The organism is Flavobacterium hiemivividum (genome assembly GCF_004349145.1).
GTDB classification, from domain to species: Bacteria; Bacteroidota; Bacteroidia; order Flavobacteriales; family Flavobacteriaceae; genus Flavobacterium; species Flavobacterium hiemivividum.
This window is the reverse complement of sequence record NZ_SMFO01000017.1, coordinates 41,032-64,797: the sequence shown is the minus strand read 5'-3', so window position 1 is coordinate 64,797 and position 23,766 is coordinate 41,032. Positions and strand designations below refer to the sequence as shown.

The following is a 23,766-nucleotide window of genomic DNA, read 5'->3' as shown; positions in this document are numbered from 1 at the left end:
ATGAAACAGTATCAATTTCTATTGAAAGAAAAAGGAATTATACAAAGTATGTCAAGAAAAGGGAACTGTTTAGATAATGCTATTATCGAAAACTTTTTTGGAATACTTAAATCAGAATTATTTTATCTAAAGAAATACAGCTCTATAAACCAATTAAAAGAAGAAATAAAGGAATACATAAACTATTACAATAACGAGAGAATTAAATCTAATTTAAACAAAATGAGCCCGATCCAATATCGAGCTCATTATTATCAAAATTAATTATAAATTTGTCTAACTTTTTGGGTTCAGTCTAAAATCATGAACAGCCTTCTATGAAGAGTATTTAGATGTGCGTATACTGAATAATGTAATCGATTAAAAAAAATTAAAATACAATTGAAATCATAAAAAGTAATTCATCAAAACTTGTCATAAATTATTCTGGAATGTTACTAGTATTAATATACTTTTTATCAATACTTTAACTATTTATTCAATTCTAAAGCAGCTAAAATAAACGGTCCAGTTGCTTTAGGGTCATTGTCTTTTTTTCGCTCGTTTACATAATACTCATAAGAGCCATCACGGTACGGCTTCCCACCCAAACCAGCAACAGCACAAGCTTGTGTAATAATAACTTCACCATCTGGTCCTATTTTTACTAAATCTTTAATAATTCCGCTAAAAGCTTTATTTGCAATTGCTTTGTACTTTGTTGGCAGATACCCTCTATTAGCACCTTTAGCAAAAGCGTAGGCAAACATAGAGGAACCTGAGGCTTCTAAATAATTGCCTTCACGATTACCCTGATCAGTTACTTGATACCACAGTCCTGATTGATCTTGAAACTTTACCAATGCATCAGCTGTTTTATTTAAGTAACCAACCAACTGTTTTTGTTTGGGATGATTTTTAGGAAAATAATCCAACACATCAACCAGTGCCATCACATACCAACCGATAGAACGCGACCAAAAATTAGGTGAAGTTCCTGTCTCTTTATTAGCCCAAGGAATTGCTTTACTTTCATCCCAAGCGTGATATAACAACCCTGTTTTTGGGTCTGTTGCGTGCGAATGAATCAGTTCAAATTGCTTGGCAATGTCATCAAAATTTTTACCATCTTCAAATGTCTTTGTATATTCAGCATAAAATGGTTCTCCCATATACAAACCGTCTAACCACATTTGATTAGGGTAGATTTTTTTATGCCAAAATCCACCGCTAGCCGTTCGAGGTTGTTCCTCTATTTGTTTGCGTAATAATTGCATGGCTTTCAAATACTTTTCCTCTTTTGAATTTTGATAAACATTAAATAATAATCTCCCCGCCACAACCATGTCAATGTTATATTTTTCTATTTGGTACGTTTTAATTGTACCATCAGCTTGTACAAAAATATCTACATAAGATTGTATGTAGTTTTTATAGATTTCGTTCTTTCTAGTTTTATACAACTCTTCAAAAGAAGTTAAAACCAATCCGTGCACATAGTCCCATTTTGGCTCTTTAGCATCATCGATCTTATATGATTCTGGATGCGCTTTGATTAGAGTCAATGCCATACGATCTGACCATTTTATATTGGTCGGAATTGTTTTCGTACTCGATTCGACAGTGTTTTTTTGTGATTTACATCCCATGATCGTAAAAGCCAAAAAACACAGTATTACATATTTGAGTGATTTCATATTTTTCATAAATACAATTATATTTTGTTGTTAGCGTTTAATTGCGCTAATTTTTGGTCAATATATTTTAAAAAATCTTCTTTGTTTGTAATTCCATTTTTTTCTTGCTCCCAAACTCCAGCAAAATAAAAAGTATTGGTTTTAGTAGCTGGTTTAAAAAGTACCAAATGATCGTGCTCGCCTTCAACCAATTTTTCAACAGCAGCTGTTTCATAAAAAACCACCATACCGAGTTGGTCTGTATCTGACACTAACGTTTGAGCGCCATAAGTCGCAATGTACGCCCATTTTTTGTTTCGACTTTCTTTTTGTATCAGCGGTAAGTTTTTCAAACGAACAATTCCGGTTGCAATTCCGCCAATGTTTTTAGAAGCTTGAATAGTATGTTGTGTAATACGTTCGTCTGCCTTAATTTTTAAAGTTGATGTGAAATCAATAATATCATTGGCAGTTTTCCATCCGTCGTATTTAATATGAATTGCCGATTCTTTTTTACCATTTTTTATGCCAACTGTCGTGGCTGCAACAGTATTAAAATGTAACGTTTCCTTGTTGGCATAACGTGCAATACTTCCAATTCCGATTCCTTTTCCTGCTTTCAAAATATCAGCACCCCAATCAGACATTTCGTGGTACGAATCAAATCCGTCTTGACCAACATACGGTAATACCAAAGTATCCGTTTTCTTTCCGAAGATATCAATGGCATTTCTCCAATCTAAATACAAGCGATAAGCTACTTTATTACTTTCCCAACCTGGTCCTTCGTAACGAATATCAAAAGAATGATCAGTATGCTCTGGCGCAAGGTTTAATTGATCGACATTATTAAATTTAGACCCTCCAATGTATTTTCTATTTTCCCATTTTCCATCTGTTTTAACTGATATTTCAGCATACGAAAAAGGCTTTGAGGCTGCCAAATTTTCTTTAATTTGAGCTTTACAAGCCGTTAGACTGAATAGTGCTAGTCCTAAATATTTTGCGGTTTTCATGATTTATTTATTTAAAAGTTTTTTGTAAAAATTGCGTGATATAAGATATTGTAAGGTCAAAATACGGATCAAATAGCCAAAAAGTGTGCGGAGAATTCTCAATAATTTCTATTTGATATGGAATAGCATTTTGTTTTAAAACAGCAACCATATCATCTCTGCCAGCATGAAATCGATCGTATTGACTATTTATAAAAAGTGTAGGCGGTGTATTTTGATCCACATGAGTTAAAGCGGATGCTTCAATCCAGTTTTTTTTATTTTCAATACTAGTGCCATTCAACCAAAAAGCCGCCATTTCTCCCTCTTTTGATTCTGGATGATGAAAGGCTAAAATGCCATCAATATCAATAATTGCCTGAACTGCTACTGACGATTTATAGTTGCTTTCTAAATCTTGAAACTTTGGGTTGAGGTTAGTTGTTCCAACTAAAACAGCCATTTGCCCACCCGAAGAACAACCTAAAATAGCCAACTTGGTAGTATCTACTTGAATTTTTTGGTGATTCTCTTTTATAAATTGAATCGCTTTTTTAATGTCGTAAATTCCATTTGGATATTTTGCCTCAGGACTTAATCGGTAAGCGACAGTTACACATATAAAGCCTTTTTCGGCTAATTTTTCTGCCATTGGAAAAAGATGTGATTTGTTACCCGATTTCCAGCCACCACCATGAATCATTATTATAGTAGGGTAGTTTTTCTTGTTTGTATTAGGCATAAACACATCCAATTGTAAAGGTCTGGTTTTGGTATCAGTGTAGGTTATGTCATTTAAAACACGTACCGCTGAAATGTGTTTTTGTTCTCTTATTTTAATTTCAGGAAATTTTTTGATCTCTTTTTTAAAAGTGTTCATAACCGTATACGATGTATCAATACAATAATTTACTTGCGCAAATGTAGCCGAAGTTGCTAAAGAGAAAAGGAAGAGTAGTATTTTATAGTTCATTCGAAAAATCATTTTATTTAAAAAAATTAGAAACTTGAAATGAATCAAGTCTCTAGTTTTAAGTCAAAAAATTAAAATGTAATAAAGCAAAGCCTTTCTAAATTCTAATACTTTACAAATTCAGCTAAATAATTGTAAGCTGGGTTTTGTTCGAGATTCTTATTTTGATTTAAGTCAATTGCATTTTTTGGAATTGGCATCTATAATTTTTGAGCACAACCATTTCCATTAAAACTAGCAGTGGTTACATTTTGATTATGTAATGCCGTTCTTTCAACTAATTTCTCAATACGTTTTAAATCAAACCAACGGTCCTATTCTTCAAGCAACTCTTTTGCTCTTTCGTCTAAAATATAATCAAGGTTAAATTGTGTAGCAGTTGCAGCAATTGCTCCAGCTCTTTTTCTAACTTTGTTTAAACGAGTCAAACCAATTGTAGGATTACAATTCAATTATGCTTCGGCAAGTCTAGATACAATAATTTCGCGAGTACTAACTCTTCTGTTTTACCATTTCCTCAATAAGGAAAAATTGGATCATCAAATTTCTTTACTGGGATTGTTTGACAATCAGCTAAGAAGATCACATTAGTAGTATAAGTGCTATATAGGAATTACCGCAATATAAGCCGTTTTTACTTCGGCAGTTTCCTACTTTGGATCATAATAATGCGCTACTTTTAAAGCACTTTTATCATTAATTCTGTAATAAGAATAATATGCCGAATATATTTCTCTCATGAATGTTTCTGTTTGGTGAAACGTTGCTGCTTCTGCTTTTTAATCAGCTTGCCAAATTTCGACAAACATGTAGTTGTATTTCGAATCAATTGATTTTCCAATAAATAAATTTCTTGCTTTTCCCGTTATTGATACTCCTTGACCTGGTTGTACGCTCGCCTGAACACCTAACAAAAGAAAAAGAAAAGTGTAAAAAACAACATTGCATTTCATCCTTTTTAAAATTGGTCTCTAAAATTGATAGTTATGTTTTAATAGTTATTAGTCTCTAATCTTCTTACCGTTGATTTTGGTATTTTTGAAATGAATGTTTTTCACATTTTTTAATGAAAAATTGGTTTCAACCTTATCGATCGTTACGTTTTTTAAGCTTACATTTTCAATGGGAGATTGCTCATAGCCATTTGCAAGAATGGCATACTTTCCACCATTTTTTACTTTTACATTTTCTAAGCTAACATTGCGTATCACTGGTATAAAGGTCCCAGATTGATCCCCATAAATAGCATAAAACATATTTAACTTTAAAACAGCTTCTTTTACAGTTCCTACTTTTAGATTTCTAACATATATGTTTTCGATAATACCGCCTCTTTTAGAATTAGTTTTGATACGAATTGCTCTTTCTAGCTCTGGACTATCCATTACACAATTTTCTACATAGACATTACTCACGCCCCCTGATATTTCACTTCCGATAACCACACCTCCATGACCATCAATCATTTTACAATTTTGAATTACAATGTTGGTACTCGGCATTCCTACTCTTCTTCCGTCTCCATCTCGGCCAGCCTTTATTGCGATACAATCATCGCCCGTATTGAAAGTACAATTTTTAATCCATACGTTTTTAGAATATTCCGGGTCGCAACCATCATTGTTTGGACCATGACTCTCTATAGTAACTCCATCCACAATTATATTATTCGATTTCATTGGATGAATTACCCACGATGGTGCATCTATAATTTTAATTCCCTCAATTAAAGCTGTATCACATTCGAAAAACTCAAGAAAATTAGGACGAATATAGTGACCTTCACCGAAAATTCTTTCAGAAACTGGCGTATTATTTTCTCCCATAGCGACCAGAGCATCTCTGTTTTCTGGATCTTGCTGACTCGGAGCCCCTTTAATATGTCCATACCCTTTACCAGCCCACTGCCACCAATTTTCATTTTTAGCTTGCCCGTTTAATATCCCCTTTCCTGTTACAGCTATATTTGTTTTTTGATACGCATAAATCATTGGTGAATAATTCATACATTCTGTCCCTTCAAAAGAAGTTCTAACCAATGGATAATCTTTTGGATTAGTACTAAAGAGAAGTTCCGCATTCTCTTCTATATGTAGATTGACATTGTTCTCTAAATGAATTGGCCCTGTTTTGTATTTTCCTGCAGGAATAAGAACTACTCCACCACCTCTTTCATTACATTCTTTAATAGCTTTTCTAAATATTTCAGTATGATCTAGGTCAGTGTTCGCTTTAGCCCCAAATTGAACTACATTGTATGTCTGAGAAGAAAACGAAGTTTGTTTAATTGATTTGGTAATCAATTTCATTTCTTTCCAGGGATTTGCTTTTTGTGCGGTGCAATTTAGGCAAACAAAAAAGCCTAACAAAAAAACTATTGCTAACTGATTGTACTTTTGAATTAATTTTTTAATAGACATTTTATAGTGGTGTTAATTGTTATTTATAATATAAAAAGGATAAGAGTAATCGATTGCACTAAATTATATAATTATTTATTATCTACCAAATATATTAACCTAAAGAATACATATAACATTTTAAAAAGCTATAATTTATATATAATAGCTTTTTAAAAACAAAACATCAAAAATATTCACAAATCACTTCTTTATTGATGTAATTAACAAAAATGCAAACTGATTTGATGCAATCGATAACACTGTTCAAATATTATTAGAAAAAAATACCTTATTTTTGTCAATAATTCAATTTAATATCTTGACAGATGAGCGATAAGGTTACAATTTACGACATTGCCAAAACACTTAATATTACGGCCGCCACCGTTTCAAGAGCGTTAAACAACAATCCTAAAATAAGTGAAGCTACCAGACTGCTAGTCCTAGAAACAGCAGCTAAAATGAATTACAAACAAAACAAATTAGCACAATCACTTAGAAGTGGGAAAAGTCATAACGTTGGTGTAATTGTGCCACGTATTGATAGTAATTTCTTTGCTTCGGTTATTAGAGGGATCGAAGAGGAATTACGTCCAGTAGGATATCATGTCATTATTACCCAAACTAATGAGGATGAAGTTAGGCAAAGTGAAAACATAACCGCTTTACTAAATGCGCAAGTTGATGGAATTTTAATGTCCATTTCAAACGTTTCTGAAGCAAATGATCACGTAATCAATAATGTTGTTAAACAAAACGTACCCTTAATCTTTTTTGACAGAAAGAAAGAAATGCCAGGAGTTAGCTCTGTAACGATTAATGATTTTGAAGCAGGATATTTGGCCACCAAAAATCTAATTGAGCAAGGCTGCAAACGAATTGCTCATTTAACGGGGGATCTGTCATTAGAAATATTTATAAATCGTAAAAAAGGCTATCAAAAAGCATTACTTGATAATGATTTAGTCTTTAATGAAGATTATGTTCTTCAAACGAAAAGTAGTGTTGATGCAGGGAGACAAGCTGTTCAACGCTTATTGGGATTGAATACGCCACCAGATGGGATTTTTTCCTCGAGTGATTTCGCCGCTTTAGGTGCTATTCAGGAACTTAGAGAAAGGGGAATAAAAATTCCCAAAGATGTTTGTGTTTTTGGCTTTGGTAATGAGCCGTTTACAAGATTTATGGAGCTATCCATTTCATCAGTAGATCAATCACCATTAGAGATGGGAAGAATGGCTGCTAAAGTATTTTTAGAACAAATTAATAATACCAGTAAAGTAAAAATAGAGAAGAAAGTAGTTTTAAATCCCGAATTACAAATCAGAAAATCATCTACAAGAATTTGATTCCCTAAATTGTATTAACAGAATTATTTCTGATTTTCTCCCTAAAAAAATTAGCTTAGAAGTGCATTTTTTTATGTTTTGATCTTTTGTTATTTCTGTTTTAAGTTAGGAACTAATTTATCAAATGTATTGATATCTTTTTCTTCAGCACAAGATGAAATCCTCATCGTTTCTAAATGCTTTGTTGCTTTAGAAACAATTAAGTAGAGAGTTTCATCATGCATGCTCTTTTCTTAATCAATTTTTTGTGCATTCTAAAAACAATTTTTAATACTTAGACTAAATTAAAAAAGCGGTTAGAAATTAATCTAACAGCCTTTTTATTAACTAAACTAAAAATAATGTTCAACATTATAAGGATACTCCTCTTTTCCAAGGAATAAATACATCTTGTTTGAGCTGGTCTGCTTTTGTTTCAACGTTTCCGCTAGCCAATTCTATAATATAATCTACGATTTCTGCTCCAACTTCGGTAATGGTTTTTTCACCAGTAATTACAGTTCCAGCATTTACATCGATAATATCCGACATTCTATTAATTAATGCCGTGTTCGAAGAAATTTTCACAACGGGTGCAATTGGATTTCCCATCGGATTTCCTAAACCTGTGGTAAATAAAACCACAGTTGCTCCTGCACCTACTAAACCTGTAGTACATTCAGCATCATTTCCAGGTGTATTCAAAAGATTTAAACCTGGTTTTGAAATATATTCGCCATAATCTAAAACATCTACAATAGGTGAAGTTCCGCCTTTCTTGGATGCACCAGCAGATTTCATGGCATCGGTAATTAATCCGTCTTTAATATTCCCTGGCGATGGATTCATGTCAAATCCTGAACCTGCATCTACAACTGATTTTTCAAAAGCTTTCATCAGAGTTAAAAACTTATCTGCTTTTTCTTCATCTACACATCGATTCATCAATTCTTGCTCAACACCACATAATTCTGGAAACTCTGCCAAAATGGTTTTCCCGCCCAAAGCTGCAAAAATATCTGAAACAATTCCCAATGCAGGATTTGCCGATATTCCTGAAAATCCGTCAGATCCACCACATTCCAAACCAATACTTAGTTTTGAAAGTGGAGCAGGTTTACGTTCAATTTTATTAGCTCTTTTTATAGCTTCATAAGAATCTTTAATTACCATTTGAAACATTTGGTCGGTAGTTCCAATTTGTTGTTGCTCATAGATCAAAATTTCTTTATCACTATTCGGACTCATTTCTTTCAAGGCCTTTTGAAAAATATCAATTTGCAAATTTTGGCATCCCAAACTTAAAACTGTTGCACCTGCAACATTCGGGTTGTTCACATAGCCTGCAAGTAGTTTTGCTAACAATTCTGAATCTTGTCGAATTCCACCACACCCCCCTTGATGATTGATAAATTTTACTTCGATATTATCTAAAAGATTTTCCTTTGGAGAGTTATCTGTAACTTCTTCAACGCTTTTTTCTTCAATTAAAGAGCGTAATAAATTTTTATAAGAAACTTCTTTTTTGGGTAGTAATTCATTTTCGAAAATATCTTTCAGTTTCTCGATATTTTTGTTTTCACAAAAAACCAATGGAAAAAACAACCAAACGTTTTTGGTTCCCACTTGTCCATCAGTACGGTGATACCCGTTGAAAGTTTTATCTTTCCAACGATCTATATTTGGTGGAGTCCAACCTAAATTTCCGTTTTTACCGTAAACTTTTTCACTTTGGTGTTTTACATTTTCGGTGGTAACTACTTCTCCTTTTTTCACCCGTTTTGCAGCTTTTCCAACCAAAACGCCATACATTATAATAGCATCGCCAATTTCAAAATCTTTCTCTGCGATTTTATGTTTGGCTTTAACATCAGTTGTTGGTGAAACGGTAGTTCCCTCAAATGTAATTTGTTCGTTTTGTACTAAATCTTGTAAAGCGACAATTACGTTATCTGCTGGATTTACTTTTATTAATTTATTTTGCATGATCCTAATTTTTTGAAGTTCTAAACTAAAACTGTTTTTGTGAAATTATCAAAGCCTTTTTCAATTCCATTCGCTTCGATTTCAGTTAAAGCCAAGACTATAGCTTCTGATAATCCGTTGATTTTTGTTAAATCTTCTCCCCAAAATTCGGTATTAGATAAAACACTAGCTACAACTAAATCTAAAGTTCCTAATTGCCAAGCATTTTTGAAAGCTTCAACTAATTCTGGTGTGTCTTTTACAGGTAATGCCTCATTGTTCCAAGTTCCTTTGTAGAATTGAATTAAACAAGCTAATGAAAAAGTCAAATTAGTTGGAAGTTTTGCATTATCATTATAATATCCTAATAAACTTGGTAAAACTCTTACTTTGAATTTTGAGATAGAATTTAAAGCAATATCAGCAAGAGAATGTTTGATGAATGGATTTTTAAAACGATCCATTACCTCCTCAGAATACGCTTGAATTTCATCTTTATCCATATCTAGTGTATCTCTAATTTCGCTAATAACACTGTTTACAAATTCCCCAGTAAAATCTCCATCAACTGTTTCCATTACTAATTTGTTACCGTATAAAAGTGAAATAGGAACCATTGCTGTATGTGCCCCGTTCAAAATACGAACTTTAATCATTTTGAAAGGACGAATATCGTCAACAATCTTAACATTCAAATCTGTTTTGTGAAAAGGTAATTTTCCTTTTAGCGCCTCACCGCCTTCAATAGCCCAAAGGAAGAATGGTTCAGCAGCAACAATTAAATTATCTTGATACTCTAATTTGTTATTGTATTCTTCAATTTCAGCTCTTGGATATCCAGGGACAATTCTATCTACCAAAGTACTGTGATAGGAACAAGCATCTGAAACCCATGTTTTAAATGCATCCTCTAACTTCCATAAATCACAATATTGTAAGATGCATTTTTTTAAAGTCTCCGAGTTGTAATCAATCAATTCACAAGGAATGATCGTTAATCCTTTAGAAGCATCTCCATTAAAATGTTTGAATCTTTCGTGTAATAAAACAGTCAACTTTGCTGGGAATGCGTTTGGTGGTTGCATATTTGGAGTGTCACTATCAACAAATTCAATTCCAGCTTCAGTAGTATTTGAAACAATAAATTGAAGTTCCTCTTCTTTGGCTAAAGCCAAATAAGCTGCAAAATCAGTATATGGATTTATAGCTTTTACAATATTAGTAATTAGCTCAATATCTTGAATTTTATCCCCTTTTTTGATTCCATTCATAAACAAAGTATAAAGACCATCTTGGTCGTTTATCATATTTACCATACCCTCTTTCAATGGCTGAACGATTGCAATACCAGCATTAAAATCAACTTCTTTATTTATTGTGTGAAACGCGTAATCAACAAAAGCTCGTAGGAAATTCCCTTCTCCAAATTGAACTACTTTAATAGGTTGCAATTTCTCTAATCCTAAATTTTTTCTATTTAAATTTTTCATTTTTTCCTTTTACTATTTATTATCAGCTTATTATTTTATTCACTAAGACTTATGATATTTGTTTGAATAAATAAGCGACCGATGTTCCTGAATATCAGTTTTAATCCTTTAATGAGGATTGGGGATTAAATCATTCCTTCCAGTATTCAAGTCGCTTATTTAGCTTTTATTCTAGACTTTAAAATCTTTTGAAAGCAATATTATTTTTGTCTAATTTCTTTAATGGTAGCTAACGTATTTCTAACTTGAATTTCCAATAATGCTAAATCTTGGTTTTTCAATATTTCGTTAGTTATTAATTGTGAACCCATACCAACACATACTGCACCAGCATCAAACCAGCTTGTTAAGTTGGCTTTTTCAGTTGTAACGCCACCTGTTGGCATAATACTTGTCCAAGGGCACGGTCCTTTTACACCTTTTATGAATTGAGGTCCGTAGATTTCACCAGGGAATAATTTTACAATCTCGCATCCTAATTCTTCTGCTCTTGCAATTTCCGTAAGAGAAGCACAACCAGGTGACCATAATACTTTTCTGCGATTACAAGCGATAGCGATATCTTCTCTAAAAACTGGAGTAACAATAAAATTAGCACCCAATTGCATATAAAGTGAAGCTGCCGCCGCATCAGTAATAGAACCAACTCCTAGAATCATTCCTGGTAATTCTGCTAAAGCATATTTATTAAGTTCTCCAAAAATTTCAAAAGCAAAATCTCCTCTGCTTGTAAATTCCATTAATCTTGCACCACCATCATAACATGCTTTTAGTACTTTTTTTGCCAATGTAACATCAGCATGATAAAATAAAGGAACTAATCCTGTTTCTTTCATCACTACTGCTACCTCAAGTCTTGTATATTTTGCCATATTTGTTTTTTTAAGTTTCTGAGTTGCTAATTTTCTGAGTTTTTTTAACGGAACTAAATCTTGTCAACTCAGTATCTTAGTAACTTCTAAATATTTTTTATCTAGACACTAATCCGGCAGAATCACCATCTACTGTATTTTCAACTTCTTTTAGGGTAACCAAATTATAATCTCCTGCGATTGTATGCTTTAAACAGCAAGCAGCAACTGCAAATTCTAATGCTCTTTGGTTATTATTTTTATATTCTAATAAACCATAAATTAATCCCCCCATGAAGGCATCTCCACTGCCAACACGATCAATTACTGGGGTAACTTCTTTTAGAGCGGCTTGATAAATCTTTTTTCCGTCAAATAATATTCCCCCAATTCTTTGGTGCGAAGCACTTACCGAATAGCGTAATGTTGTAGCAACTGTTTTTAAATTAGGACACAAATCAAAAAGTTTGGTATATAATGAAGGAAGTGATTTTTCGTCCTGATAATTTGGGTTTACTTTATCTAATCCTAACATAAAATAAGCAGTGTCAATGTCTCCTAAAATAACATGACTGTACTGTAATATTTCTGGCATGACTTCACTAGGGGTTTTGCCATATTGCCATAATTTACTTCTATAATTTAAATCGCATGAAACAGTTAAACCCATTTCGTGAGCAATTTTTACTGCTTCTAGGCAAGCCTCAGCAGCACTTTGAGAAATAGCAGCCGTAATTCCGCTCCAATGAAACCATGTAGCGTCTTTTAAAACTGTTTTCCAATCTACGGCACCTTTTTCAATGGTTGCCATTGCACTGTGGGCTCTATCATAGACTACGTTACTGCCACGTGGACCAGCACCAGTTTCTAGATAATAAATGCCTAAACGTTCTCCTCCAAAAATCACATTTTTAGAATCTACGTTCATTCTACGCATTTCTTTAATGGCACACATTCCAATTTCATTATCCGGCAATCGGGATACAAACTCGGCTTGAACACCATAGTTTGCTAAAGAAGCACATACATTAAACTCACCTCCACCATAGGATACAGTAAATGTTTTTGCCTGTTCAAAACGCAAATGCCTTTCTGTCGAAAGACGTACCATTATTTCTCCAAATGCAACTACTCTATTCATTATTGTAGAATTTAATATTTTCTATTTCATAAAATCTTCTCTTATTGGACTAAAAACGTCAATAAGAATTCCCGCTTCTAAGCACACAACGCCGTGTATTTTATTAGAAGGAATATAAAAAGAATCTCCTTTTTTCAAAATTTTTGTCTCCTCTTCAATGGTTACTGCAAATGTGCCTTCGGCAATATGAGTAACCTGTGTATGACGATGATGATGTAAAGAACCAATTCCACCTTTCTCAAATTTTACATTGACCATCATAACCGTATCATCATAACCAACAATTTGACGCTGGATACCTTCGCCTACAACTTCCCATGGAGACTTTTCTTCTTCAAAAAATAGATTGCTTTTTGGAAATGACATATTGTTATAATTGAAATTTGTTTATTTATTAAAACTTGAAATATTCCTTAGCATTGTTATAACTAATATCCGAAACCATTTTACCGATCCATTCCATATCATTAGGAAGTTCACCTCTTTTGATTTCATCTCCTAAAAGATTACAAAGAATACGTCTAAAATATTCATGTCTAGGGAAAGATAAGAAACTTCTTGAATCCGTCAACATTCCGATAAAACAGCTAATTAAACTCATATTAGAAAGAGCATTTAACTGTTTCGTCATTCCGTCTTTTTGATCTAAGAACCACCATCCAGAACCAAATTGTACTTTTCCTCTAACACTTCCGTCGTTGAAGTTACCAATCATGGTAGCCATCACTTCGTTGTCAGCAGGGTTTAAGTTATAAATAATTGTTTTTGTCAATCTATCTTTGCTATCCAATGAGTTTAAAAAACCAGATAGTTTTTGTGCTTGTGGATAATCTCCAATAGAATCCCATCCTGTATCAGGTCCTAAGATGCTATGCATACGAGCATTATTGTTTCTCAAAGCTCCTAAGTGAAATTGTTGCACCCATCCAAATTCATGGTAGGTTTCACATAAATACACTAAAATTGCGCTTTGGAATTTCAATGCTTCTTCGTTACTTAATACAGTTTTTTCTCTTTTCTTTTTGAAAATTGCATTTATTTCGCTTTCTGTATAGCTTTCAAAATAAATTTGATCTAAACCGTGATCTGAAAGTTTGGAACCATTTTTAGTAAAATATTCTATTCTATTTCTCAAAGCTGAACATAAATCAGAATACGTTTCGATAGAAATCCCAGCAACTTGACCCAAAGTGTCAATGTATTCGTTGTATCCATCATTCAAAATTAAGATTGCTTTATCAGGTCTAAAAGCGGTACTTACTTTAGTTTTACAATCACTTCCTGCCAGTTTTTGATGCCACTCTAAAGTATCGACAGGATCTTCAGTAGTACAAACCAATTCAGCATTGACTTTGCTAAGTAAGTTTCTTGTGCTATATTCTTGAGAATTTATTTTAGCAGAAGCTTGCTCGTAAATTCTCTCTGCAGATTTCTCGTTTAATAATTCAGTAATATCAAAATAACGAGCTAATTCTAAATGAGTCCAATGATACAAAGGATTACGCATTGTGTATGGAACGGTTTTAGCCCAATTCAAAAATTTATCTTTATCAGAACCATTTCCGGTGATGAATTGTTCGTTGATTCCTAAGGTACGCATCGCGCGCCACTTATAGTGATCTCCGTTTATCCAAACATTAGTGATGTTATCAAAAATTTTATCTTCGGCAATAAACTGAGGATTTAAGTGATTGTGATAATCAATAATGGGGTGGTTTTTAGAATAATTGTGATACAATTCTTCTGCAAATTTATTTTCTAATAAAAAATTATCGTGTATGAAATTGGTGCTCATTATATACTTCTTAAGATATTATTATTCGTTTGAAGGTTTTCCAATTGTTGCTAAAATTCCACCATCTACATAAAGGATGTGACCGTTTACAAAATCACTAGCTTTTGATGATAAGAATATTGCTGCTCCTGCTAAATCACTTGGATCTCCCCATTTTGCAGCTGGCGTACGGCCGATGATAAAATCATTAAATGGATGTCCATCAATTCGGATTGGCTTTGTTTGTTCAGTAGCAAAATAACCTGGACCAATTCCATTGATCTGAACATTGTGTTTTGCCCATTCTGTGGCCATGTTTTTAGTCAACATTTTCAGACCACCTTTTGCAGCAGCATAAGCTCCCACAGTACTACGACCTAATTCGCTCATCATAGAGCAAATGTTAATTATTTTCCCTTGTTTTCTTTCAATCATTCCTTTGGCAACATGCTTAGAAACAATAAAAGGACTTACTAGATCAATATCAATTACTTCTTTAAAATCAGCAACTTCCATTTCGATTAATGGAATTCTTTTGATGATTCCTGCGTTATTAATCAAGATGTCAATTGGTCCAACTTCGCTTTCTATTTTTTGGATAGCAGTCATAACCGCTTGCTCATCAGTCACATTAAATTTATAGCCAACAGCATTAATTCCTTCACTTTGAAGTTCCGCAACAGCAATGTCAATTTTTTCTTGTGAAGAATTTCCGTTTACAATAATTGTTGCTCCGGCTTGACCTAATCCTTTTGCCATTGCCATTCCTAGTCCGTGTGTACTTCCTGTAATCAGCGCTACTTTCGCCTTTATATCAAATAAATTTGTCATTGGTCTTACCTTAAATCAGTTATTTTGCAGACATCCATATCTCCATAGTCTAAGTTTTCACCTGCCATTCCCCAGATAAAAGTATAATTACTTGTACCTGAACCAGAGTGAATAGACCATGGTGGAGAAATAACCGCTTGGTGATTGTTCATCCAAATATGTCTTGTTTCTTGAGGTTGTCCCATAAAGTGACAAACTGCTTGGTTTTCTGGAATATCCAAATAGAAATACACTTCCATTCTACGATCATGAACGTGAGCTGGCATGGTATTCCAAACGCTTCCAGGTCTTAGTTCTGTCATTCCCATTTGTAATTGACAAGTCGTAACAACACCTCCTATAATCATTTGATTTACGGTACGGTGATTGGCAGTTTCCATAGTTCCTAACTCAAGTTTTTTAGCTTCTGCTAAACTTACTTTTTTAGTTGGATAACTAGTGTGAGCAGGAGCTGAATTGATATAGAATTTAGCAGGATTTTTTGAATCAGTACTTTTGAATATCACTTCTTTATTGCCGCTTCCAATATATAAGGCATCTTTAAACCCTAATTCATAGGTAATTCCTTCAACAACAACAGAACCGTTTCCGCCAACGTTTATGATTCCCATTTCTCTTCTTTCTAAGAAATAACCAGCTTTTAATGGATCAATAGTTTCGAGAGTTAAATCCTTTACAGGAACTGCAGAACCAGCGATGTAGCGGTCGTAATGCGAATAGGTGAGAACTATCTCATTTTCTTGCATTAAATTATCGATTAAGAATTCATCTCTTAATTGCTTAGTGTCGTAATTTTTTACTGCTTCTGGACTTGACGCGTATCTTGAATCGTATGTTGTCATAACTTTAATTTTTTAATGTAATCGATTACACAAAGATATGTTTAATATTTTGAATTATAAAATTTACTTTAAAATCCGATGATTATTATAAATCAGTTATTGGAGCATATTTAGGAACTAATGATTTCATAACGGTCCATCCGATTAAATAACAAACCGCACAGATCGAGAAAATAATAAAATATCCTGATTCAATTCCTTTGAATCCCATAAAAGTCATTTGGGTTTCATTGGTGTAGTCAAATAAAACACCCGAACCCTTATTAATAAGAGTAGAGCCGACTCCTCCGGCTAAACCGCCAATACCAGTAATAGTTGCAATTGCTTTTTTAGGAAACATGTCTCCAACAGTTGTGAAAATGTTAGCAGACCAAGCTTGATGTGCGGCTCCTGCAATACCTATAATAATAACAGGTAACCAATAGGAGATATGGCCTAAAGGTTGTGCAATTAAGGCTAGTAAAGGAAAGAATGCAAAAATTAACATGGCTTTCATTCTACCTTCGTAAGGATTCATTCCTTTTTTCTCTACAAAATAAGTAGGTAACCAACCTCCTATAATGGATAATAATGTAATCATGTATAATACGAATAATGGAAAAGCTGCTTGTGTAGAATCCATGCCGTAAACTGAACTTAAATAAGCTGGTGTCCAGAATAAAAAGAACCACCAAACACCATCAGTCATAAATTTACCAAAAGCAAATGCCCAAGTTTGTTTGTATCTAAAACAATCTGCAAATGTTACTTTAGTTGTAGTTTCAGGAACATAACCTTCGATTTTACTATCTGCAACAACATCTTGTTGGATGTATTCTAGTTCAAAAGCGTTAACACGTCTGTGCTTTTCTGGTTTTTCATAAATAAAAACCCAAAAGCCCATCCATACAAAACCTAAAGCACCAATAATAATGAAGGCCATTTCCCATCCAAAAGATTTAGCGATAAAAGGAATAGATATCGGAGCCGCTAAAGCACCAACAGTAGCACCAGCATTAAAAATACTTGTTGAGAAAGCACGGTCTTTTTTAGGGAAATATTCGGCAGTCGCTTTAATTGCTGCAGGAAAGTTTCCCGCCTCACCAACTGCTAATACAAAACGCGCAAAAATAAATAAGGTAACACTCACTGAAATTACTAATCCAGTATCATTGATAGTAGAAATTGCTTCTTTAGCACCTTCAAAACCTACAAACCAATTTCCCGTAATTATTCCAGCTGTTGCAATACCACAAAATGCATGCAAACAAGCTCCAATTGACCAAATGCCAATTGCCCAAAGAAATCCTTTTTTAGTATCCATAAAATCTACAAATTTCCCTGCAAACAATAAAGAAACAGCATAAAATATAGAAAATAAAGCAGTTATATTTCCGTAGTCATTGTTTGTCCAATGAAATTCGGGAGCAATAAAATCACTCCAAGTTAGCGAAAGTACTTGCCTGTCTAAATAGTTAATTGTCGTAGCAAAAAAAAGCATTGAACAAATCGTCCAGCGATATTTTCCAATAGATTTGTTTTTTTGGTTCATTTGTAAAATATTTGGTTTCTGTAAATAATTAATGTAATCGATTACACAAATATACTTTATAAATTCTAATTTCCAATTTTTTTAGAGATAATTTTATTTTTATGAGTAAAAAAGTATTTACAGTAAAAATATACATAATATAAAAGTTATTATGTGTATTTTTATAAGTTATGATATTTGGACACGCTAACTTAGCCATAGCAGAAAATTAAGAAATAATATTATTTTAGCCTATGGAAGAAGTCCCCAAAATATATGATAAAGTGGATATGCTTATAAAATATGGAGGTATAGTTAAGAAAAAAACTACTTAGTTTTTATTCTTATTTAAGTTCTAAACCTTAAATTTTTAGTTCAATTATTCTTATAAATATAGAGCCTCTTTCTCAAAGTAAAAACACCTCTTCCCTAGCTAAATTATGATGTGGATTTTCTAAAAAAATTGACTTAATTTACTTATAACTAGAAACAGATTTGTACTTCCTACAAAACAAAAATATTTACAGTTTTTGGTATTCGAAACTGAAATATAAATACTATTTCAGAAACCATAAAAAAACCCTTCGGTATTTTATTACCGAAGGGCGAATCTAAAAATAAACAAACCAAAATTTATTTCATCAATTCAAAACCAACATTATTAACTGTGTTAGAATCTGTTCCTATGAAAATTTGGAAAGCGCCTGGCTCTGCCACAAATTCTAGATCAGAATTGTAAAATTTTAAATCTTCGACAGAGATTTCAAAAGTTACTTTCTTTGTTTCTCCTTTTTTAAGGAATATTTTTTGGAAGCCTTTCAATTCTCTCACCGGTCTTGTAACAGAACCCACAAGATCTCTTATATACAATTGGACTACCTCTTTTCCATCATAATTTCCTGTATTTGAAAGTTCAACCGATACTTGCAAGGTCTCATTAATTCTCATTTTATCAGATGAAATTATCAAGTTCGAATAATCGAAAGTAGTATAACTCAAACCGTATCCAAAAGCAAATAATGGTTCGTTTCTTTCATCGATGAAATTAGATCTGAATTTTTCGAACTTACCTTCTTTGTTCATTAATGGTCTTCCAGTATTTTTCTGGTTGTAATAAATAGGTACTTGCCCTACACTTCTAGGGAAAGTAGCCGTTAATTTCCCAGAAGGATTTACATTCCCAAATAATACATCGGCAATGGCAAATCCTGCTTCACTTCCTGCAAACCAAGTATTCAAAATAGCAGGAACCGTTTCGTTTTCCTGAACCAAAACCAAAGGTCGACCTGTGAATAAAACTAAAACTACCGGTTTCCCCGTTTTTAATAATTCTTTTAGCAAATCCTTTTGGGCTTGCGGTATTTCTAGATTTGTTCTGCTGCTGCTTTCTCCACTCAATTCTGCTGATTCTCCCAGCGCTGCGACAATGATATCTGATTGATTTGCAATTTTCAAAGCTTCGGCCAATAATTCTTGTGAAGTTCTATCATCACGGTGTAGTGTTTTCCCGAACATTGTTGCTTTTTCTTCAAAAGCAGCATCGTAATCAAGGTTACTTCCTTTGGCGTAAAGCAACTTAGTATCTTTTCCAGCAACCTCTTTCATGCCTGCAATCAGTGAAATGGATTTATCCATATTTGTAGCAACACTCCAAGTTCCTGCCATATTTTCTTTGGCATCAGCCAACGGTCCAATAACAGCGATCGTTCCTGATTTTTTTAATGGTAAAAGTTGCTTTTCATTTTTAAGCAAAACCAAAGATTGAGCGGCCGTATTTCTTGCTTCTAATCGATTTGCAGCGGTGAATATTTCATTCTTAGCTCTAGTCACATCACAATACCTGTAAGGATCATGAAATAACCCCAAATCATATTTGGCATTCAAAATAAGACGGACAGCATTGTCTAATTGTGCCATACTCACTTTATTTTCGTCCAAGGATTTCTTCAAAGTAGTCAAAAAACCTTCACCTACCATATCCATTTCAATTCCTGCGTGCAACGCTAGAGCTGACACAGTTTGCAAATCTCCCATACCGTGATCAACCATTTCATTGATTCCGGTATAATCAGTAACCACAAATCCATCAAAACCCCATTGCTTTCTCAGGACATCAGTCATTAACCACTTGTTTCCCGTTGCCGGAATTCCATCAACTTCATTAAAAGAAGCCATAACTGAACCTACTCCAGCATCAATGGCAGCTTTATAAGGCGGAAAATACTCATTGTACATTCTAATTCTACTCATATCCACGGTATTGTAATCACGTCCCGCCTCTGGTGCTCCATACAAAGCAAAATGTTTTACACAGGATAATATCGAATTGTTTTTTGACAAATCATCTTGTTGATAGCCGTGCACCATCGCTTTGGCTATTTCACTACCTAAATAAGTGTCTTCACCAGAACCTTCAGAAACTCTTCCCCAGCGCGGGTCACGAGAAACATCCACCATTGGCGAAAAAGTCCAGTTTATTCCGTCAGCACTAGCTTCTTGCGCAGCGATTTGGGCACTACGCTCAATCAATTTCATATCCCAAGTAGAAGATAACCCAAGTGGTATTGGGAAAGTTGTTTCGTATCCATGAATTACATCCATTCCGAAAAGTAATGGAATTTTCAAGCGGCTTTTTTCAACAGCAATCCTCTGTACTTCCTTAATTTTTTGTACCGACTTGATATTAAAAAGACCACCCACTTTTCCTTCTTCAATATTTTTAGCTATATTCGAACTATTGGCAGCCCCTGTTGTAATATCTCCCGAAGTAGGTAGGTTCAACTGTCCTATTTTTTCATCTACAGTCATTCTTGCCATTAAATCAGCAACAAACATCTCTTTCGGTTTGATTATTATCTCTTTTTTTGTTCTCTTTTTTTGGCTGTAGCCAAATAGTGAAAAGCATAAGAGTACTATAATTAATTTGTTCTTCATTTCTTTTTATTTTTTAATTTGTTGGAACATCCAATCGTAAATTTCTTTATTGTCATATACTCGCGTCCAGCTGTCATGTCCAGCATCGTCAAAGATGGTCAGTTCAATATTTTTATTACACGATCTTAATTTTTTATAGATCGCAATCGAGTAATTTACATCTACAACATCATCTACTAGCCCATGAAAAATCCTAATAGGAATAGTCTCAATTTTACAGTTTTCAATCATGGGTACACGATCCACAAATCCAGCGATTGGTACTAAGGCCGCAAACATCTCAGGATGAGCAAAAGCTAAGTTCCATGCGCCCCAGCCTCCCATACTCAATCCTGTTAAATAAATTCTTCTGGCATCAATCCTATTCTCCTTTTGGATTTTTAATATCAACTGATACAATACTTCAGTGTCCCAATATTCATTATCTGGACATTGTGGAGCCAAAACATAAGTATCTAGTTCGTTTTTCTTTAAATATTTAAACGGCCCATGAGTTTTTATTTTTTCAATATCAGTCCCTTTTTCACCAGAACCATGAAGAAAGATAATTAACGGTTTTTTATCCTTCGTATCTGCCGGAATGTGTAAAACATAATTCAATTCACGCTTTGAAACGCTTTCAATTTTAATTTTTCCAGTAACTTCACCTTGAGCAAAGGATATTAAGGTAGTTAATAACGTTATAGCTAGCAAAATGTATTTAGTCATCTCTTAAAAATTATATTTCGCAGACTGAAAGCCCATTTTCACTAAACCTGGCTTTACCTCTGGTGCATTCATAAATAGTTTCCATAGTAAACCGGTTCTATAATTTTCAATCATTGGGACAATCGTACCTTGATCAATAGCTAAATACCTCTGAGTTACCCAATTGTAATGGGGTGAGAAAGCATCATAGGGTCCTGCTATTCCTACATATTCCGATTTTTTTTCATCATATAAATAATGTAGAAATTTCATAGATTCAACGGGTGTATATGGAAATGATGATAAAGCAGCCGTTGGCGTAATGACTCCCACGTCATTATTAGGTTGATGTGCTGAGTAACCTGTAGTTCCATCATTATTTCTAGTATAACTAGCCGTTAAACCCCATACCTTATCAGAATACCCTTTCCATTGCTTTGGATTAGCAATCGAATATTGATTCATGATTTTAGCATGATTTTGGGTTAATGCCCAATAATCAGCATATTGATCTTTTAAATTAGAAGGATCTAAACCTAAATAGGAATATTGAGACCAAAACATTGGTCCTACCGTTCCATTAGCTCCATTATGGTTTACTACAACGGGAATACCATATTGGGAGGCTCCACTTTTAATTGCTCCACTTCTTGCCCACGCTTTGTGGTAAGCCGCTACTGGTATAGGATGAGTAGGAGATGACACTGCCATCACATAGGTAATTAGACATTCATCATATCCTTGAATTTTGAAATTCATTTCCCAACCGTAATTTGGACTCCAGTGCCAATATAAAGCATCTTCTCCTTTAGTATACCAATCCCATTCAACACCTTTCCAAAGTTCGTCTGCCTTAGCGGCTAATGCTTTTTCAGCGGTATTTCCATCTTTAAAATATTCTCTAACCGTCAACAATCCCTGACAAAGAAATGCTGTTTCTACGAGATCTCCACCATTATCTTTTGTACCAAAAGGGATTACTTTACCGTCATTTCCGTTGATCCAATGTGGCCACGCACCATGAAAACGCTCTGCTTTCTCTAGGAAATTCATAGCTGTTGTCAAGCGAGAAACGGCTTCTGCTCTGGGAACAAAACCTCTATCAACACCTGCAATAATGGTCATTAATCCAAAACCAGATCCACCTGTTGTAACAATATTAGCTTCAAAACCAGGATCGTTAGTGTAATAGCGTTCTCTTGCTAACTTTGAGTTGGTTTCAGCATACTCCCAGAAATACTTTAGCACATCTTTTTGTACCTGGTCTAATGCTTCAATGTCAGTTAATGGAGGGGCTGTTGTACCTGGCGTAGTAGGTAAGGGTGTACCTCCACTTGGTTCTTTAACATCTGGAGATGAGTTAGAACAGGAGTTAAAAAGGCTTATTAAAACTAAACATATATAAACTTTCATTTTCAAATACTTTTATAATTATTATTTAAGAGCTAGTTTTCTTAAACTAGCTCTTACAACTTTTATCTATTGTCCCTTTCCAACTTATACAAGGCCACTACTTCATTATCAGTAAGTGCAGCATTATAAATTCTAAACTCGTCCATTAATCCGGTATAGTTAAGCATCCATCCATCAGGAGCACTCCATGGAGCACCCAAATGTTGTTGAAAGCCTCCAATTATAAATTTTGAAACATTTGAATTTGCCAAGTCGCCATAACCAACACCTCCAGTTTGAGGATCGCTAGCATAGCGCTTCGCTATTGAAGCTGGTAAATCAAGTTTTTTTCCATCGATGAACATGCTATAAGTCGAATTAGCACCATTATACATCCAAACAACATGTTTCCAAGATCCAAACATATTTGGCAAAAGGTTTGACCCGCCATGCTCTATAAATTGGCCTGACCATGGAATACTAGGTGTTACATCTTTTTGAATATGATTTTTCATCAACATAGTATTTGCTGGCCCCGTTCCTTCAACCATTGTAAAAATGTTACCCCAAAAATCAGTCGTCTTTGGTAACATAAATAACGACTGTGCGCCACCAGTATGTGGAGTTGTGTTAATCCACATAGAAACGGTAATGTTTTTTAGACTTACCAAAGAACTTGCTACAGTACTGTAAGCAATAAACGAACTAGAAGATCCTTTATAAGCTTGTCCTTTAATACCGGGTGCATAGCTCACAGCCGTTCCTGTTCCATCAGTTATTCCGTTTTTCGAATCTGTGATATTATTTTCAAAACTTACCTTAGTAATTAAATTTGAAGCTGCGATCTCATCTGAGTTATCATATCCACCAATTGATTCATAAGGAATCGCGCTGTTTACTCTGTCTATACTGTCCTCGTTACAGCTAATAAAAAACTGTGAAACAAGAACAGAAGTAAAAAGGTATATATATTTATTTTTTTTCATTTTTACTGTT

Annotated in this window: 21 protein-coding genes; 2 read left to right on the top strand and 19 right to left on the bottom strand. The window is 33.9% G+C overall.

Translation table 11 applies throughout. The features are described from left to right. Positions 1 to 264, top strand: a 264-nt coding sequence (locus E0F98_RS15280) for an IS3 family transposase (protein WP_132109699.1), incomplete at its 5' end; no start/stop codon positions are given. A 206-nt stretch (positions 265 to 470) separates the two neighbouring features. Here E0F98_RS15280 and E0F98_RS15275 read toward each other — a convergent pair. The 6 genes from E0F98_RS15275 to E0F98_RS15255 form a co-directional block, all read right to left on the bottom strand. Then, positions 471 to 1,685: a glycoside hydrolase family 88/105 protein gene (locus tag E0F98_RS15275; RefSeq protein WP_132113016.1), complete on the bottom strand. Its 1,215-nt coding sequence runs from the start codon at positions 1,683 to 1,685 to the stop codon at positions 471 to 473. Positions 1,686 to 1,693: 8 nt separating this feature from the next. Continuing rightward, on the bottom strand, positions 1,694 to 2,671 hold the full coding sequence (locus tag E0F98_RS15270) for a DUF4861 family protein (protein ID WP_132113014.1): 978 nt from the start codon (positions 2,669 to 2,671) through the stop codon (positions 1,694 to 1,696). 7 nt (positions 2,672 to 2,678) lie between these two features. Next, entirely contained in the window at positions 2,679 to 3,623 is a 945-nt protein-coding gene (locus E0F98_RS15265; RefSeq protein WP_132113012.1) for an alpha/beta hydrolase, read from the bottom strand. 314 nt (positions 3,624 to 3,937) lie between these two features. Continuing rightward, positions 3,938 to 4,075: a RagB/SusD family nutrient uptake outer membrane protein gene (locus E0F98_RS15260; RefSeq protein ID WP_132113010.1), complete on the bottom strand. Its 138-nt coding sequence runs from the start codon at positions 4,073 to 4,075 to the stop codon at positions 3,938 to 3,940. 327 nt (positions 4,076 to 4,402) lie between these two features. Then, entirely contained in the window at positions 4,403 to 4,576 is a 174-nt protein-coding gene (locus E0F98_RS16085; protein WP_165929334.1) for a hypothetical protein, read from the bottom strand. A 48-nt stretch (positions 4,577 to 4,624) separates the two neighbouring features. Beyond that, the gene (locus E0F98_RS15255; RefSeq protein WP_317126211.1) at positions 4,625 to 5,932 is read right to left on the bottom strand and encodes a glycoside hydrolase family 28 protein; all 1,308 of its coding nucleotides are present in this window, start codon (positions 5,930 to 5,932) and stop codon (positions 4,625 to 4,627) included. Between the two features lie 419 nt (positions 5,933 to 6,351). On the opposite strand from E0F98_RS15255, the gene E0F98_RS15250 reads away from it, so the two are divergent. After that, on the top strand, positions 6,352 to 7,374 hold the full coding sequence (locus E0F98_RS15250) for a LacI family DNA-binding transcriptional regulator (RefSeq protein WP_132113006.1): 1,023 nt from the start codon (positions 6,352 to 6,354) through the stop codon (positions 7,372 to 7,374). Between the two features lie 351 nt (positions 7,375 to 7,725). Here E0F98_RS15250 and E0F98_RS15245 read toward each other — a convergent pair whose 3' ends face one another. The 13 genes from E0F98_RS15245 to E0F98_RS15185 all read right to left on the bottom strand — a co-directional run bounded on the left by E0F98_RS15245 (position 7,726) and on the right by E0F98_RS15185 (position 23,756). Further along, positions 7,726 to 9,339, bottom strand: coding sequence for a UxaA family hydrolase (locus tag E0F98_RS15245; protein ID WP_132113004.1), 1,614 nt, complete (start codon positions 9,337 to 9,339; stop codon positions 7,726 to 7,728). 20 nt (positions 9,340 to 9,359) lie between these two features. Then, positions 9,360 to 10,808, bottom strand: coding sequence for a tagaturonate reductase (locus tag E0F98_RS15240; protein ID WP_132113002.1), 1,449 nt, complete (start codon positions 10,806 to 10,808; stop codon positions 9,360 to 9,362). A gap of 200 nt (positions 10,809 to 11,008) precedes the next feature. Continuing rightward, on the bottom strand, positions 11,009 to 11,680 hold the full coding sequence (locus E0F98_RS15235) for a bifunctional 4-hydroxy-2-oxoglutarate aldolase/2-dehydro-3-deoxy-phosphogluconate aldolase (protein ID WP_132113000.1): 672 nt from the start codon (positions 11,678 to 11,680) through the stop codon (positions 11,009 to 11,011). A gap of 97 nt (positions 11,681 to 11,777) precedes the next feature. Then, positions 11,778 to 12,800, bottom strand: a complete 1,023-nt coding sequence (locus E0F98_RS15230) for a sugar kinase (protein WP_132112998.1) — start codon at positions 12,798 to 12,800, stop codon at positions 11,778 to 11,780. A gap of 21 nt (positions 12,801 to 12,821) precedes the next feature. After that, positions 12,822 to 13,166, bottom strand: coding sequence for a cupin domain-containing protein (locus E0F98_RS15225; protein WP_132112996.1), 345 nt, complete (start codon positions 13,164 to 13,166; stop codon positions 12,822 to 12,824). Between the two features lie 28 nt (positions 13,167 to 13,194). Then, entirely contained in the window at positions 13,195 to 14,595 is a 1,401-nt protein-coding gene (gene uxaC / locus E0F98_RS15220; protein WP_132112994.1) for a glucuronate isomerase, read from the bottom strand. A 21-nt stretch (positions 14,596 to 14,616) separates the two neighbouring features. After that, a complete protein-coding gene (locus tag E0F98_RS15215) occupies positions 14,617 to 15,405 on the bottom strand; it encodes a gluconate 5-dehydrogenase (RefSeq protein ID WP_132112992.1) in 789 nt (262 codons plus the stop codon). A 5-nt stretch (positions 15,406 to 15,410) separates the two neighbouring features. Further along, positions 15,411 to 16,247: a 5-dehydro-4-deoxy-D-glucuronate isomerase gene (gene kduI, locus E0F98_RS15210; RefSeq protein WP_132112990.1), complete on the bottom strand. Its 837-nt coding sequence runs from the start codon at positions 16,245 to 16,247 to the stop codon at positions 15,411 to 15,413. 85 nt (positions 16,248 to 16,332) lie between these two features. Next, entirely contained in the window at positions 16,333 to 17,778 is a 1,446-nt protein-coding gene (locus tag E0F98_RS15205) for an MFS transporter (RefSeq protein ID WP_132112988.1), read from the bottom strand. 612 nt (positions 17,779 to 18,390) lie between these two features. Then, positions 18,391 to 20,691 (bottom strand): beta-glucosidase BglX, encoded by a 2,301-nt coding sequence (gene bglX, locus E0F98_RS15200; protein ID WP_132112986.1) that lies wholly within the window; start codon positions 20,689 to 20,691, stop codon positions 18,391 to 18,393. A 6-nt stretch (positions 20,692 to 20,697) separates the two neighbouring features. Further along, positions 20,698 to 21,399: a carboxylesterase family protein gene (locus tag E0F98_RS15195; RefSeq protein WP_132112984.1), complete on the bottom strand. Its 702-nt coding sequence runs from the start codon at positions 21,397 to 21,399 to the stop codon at positions 20,698 to 20,700. A 3-nt stretch (positions 21,400 to 21,402) separates the two neighbouring features. Next, complete coding sequence (locus tag E0F98_RS15190) at positions 21,403 to 22,797, bottom strand: glucoamylase family protein (RefSeq protein WP_243699262.1); 1,395 nt, start codon at positions 22,795 to 22,797, stop codon at positions 21,403 to 21,405. Between the two features lie 56 nt (positions 22,798 to 22,853). Next, positions 22,854 to 23,756 (bottom strand): LamG-like jellyroll fold domain-containing protein, encoded by a 903-nt coding sequence (locus E0F98_RS15185; RefSeq protein ID WP_132112980.1) that lies wholly within the window; start codon positions 23,754 to 23,756, stop codon positions 22,854 to 22,856. Between the last annotated feature and the right edge of the window lie 10 nt (positions 23,757 to 23,766).

What these genes read in the sequence shown, in the direction of transcription:
- E0F98_RS15245 (WP_132113004.1), bottom strand. Translation starts at nt 9,339, where the DNA reads ATGCAAAATAAATTAATAAAAGTAAATCCAGCAGATAACGTAATTGTC.
- E0F98_RS15255 (WP_317126211.1), bottom strand. Translation starts at nt 5,932, where the DNA reads ATGAAATTGATTACCAAATCAATTAAACAAACTTCGTTTTCTTCTCAG.
- E0F98_RS16085 (WP_165929334.1), bottom strand. Translation starts at nt 4,576, where the DNA reads ATGAAATGCAATGTTGTTTTTTACACTTTTCTTTTTCTTTTGTTAGGT.
- E0F98_RS15195 (WP_132112984.1), bottom strand. Translation starts at nt 21,399, where the DNA reads ATGACTAAATACATTTTGCTAGCTATAACGTTATTAACTACCTTAATA.
- E0F98_RS15185 (WP_132112980.1), bottom strand. Translation starts at nt 23,756, where the DNA reads ATGAAAAAAAATAAATATATATACCTTTTTACTTCTGTTCTTGTTTCA.
- E0F98_RS15205 (WP_132112988.1), bottom strand. Translation starts at nt 17,778, where the DNA reads ATGAACCAAAAAAACAAATCTATTGGAAAATATCGCTGGACGATTTGT.
- E0F98_RS15240 (WP_132113002.1), bottom strand. Translation starts at nt 10,808, where the DNA reads ATGAAAAATTTAAATAGAAAAAATTTAGGATTAGAGAAATTGCAACCT.
- kduI (WP_132112990.1), bottom strand. Translation starts at nt 16,247, where the DNA reads ATGACAACATACGATTCAAGATACGCGTCAAGTCCAGAAGCAGTAAAA.
- E0F98_RS15235 (WP_132113000.1), bottom strand. Translation starts at nt 11,680, where the DNA reads ATGGCAAAATATACAAGACTTGAGGTAGCAGTAGTGATGAAAGAAACA.
- uxaC (WP_132112994.1), bottom strand. Translation starts at nt 14,595, where the DNA reads ATGAGCACCAATTTCATACACGATAATTTTTTATTAGAAAATAAATTT.
- E0F98_RS15225 (WP_132112996.1), bottom strand. Translation starts at nt 13,166, where the DNA reads ATGTCATTTCCAAAAAGCAATCTATTTTTTGAAGAAGAAAAGTCTCCA.
- E0F98_RS15230 (WP_132112998.1), bottom strand. Translation starts at nt 12,800, where the DNA reads ATGAATAGAGTAGTTGCATTTGGAGAAATAATGGTACGTCTTTCGACA.
- E0F98_RS15270 (WP_132113014.1), bottom strand. Translation starts at nt 2,671, where the DNA reads ATGAAAACCGCAAAATATTTAGGACTAGCACTATTCAGTCTAACGGCT.
- E0F98_RS15265 (WP_132113012.1), bottom strand. Translation starts at nt 3,623, where the DNA reads ATGAACTATAAAATACTACTCTTCCTTTTCTCTTTAGCAACTTCGGCT.
- E0F98_RS15275 (WP_132113016.1), bottom strand. Translation starts at nt 1,685, where the DNA reads ATGAAAAATATGAAATCACTCAAATATGTAATACTGTGTTTTTTGGCT.
- E0F98_RS15250 (WP_132113006.1), top strand. Translation starts at nt 6,352, where the DNA reads ATGAGCGATAAGGTTACAATTTACGACATTGCCAAAACACTTAATATT.
- bglX (WP_132112986.1), bottom strand. Translation starts at nt 20,691, where the DNA reads ATGAAGAACAAATTAATTATAGTACTCTTATGCTTTTCACTATTTGGC.
- E0F98_RS15215 (WP_132112992.1), bottom strand. Translation starts at nt 15,405, where the DNA reads ATGACAAATTTATTTGATATAAAGGCGAAAGTAGCGCTGATTACAGGA.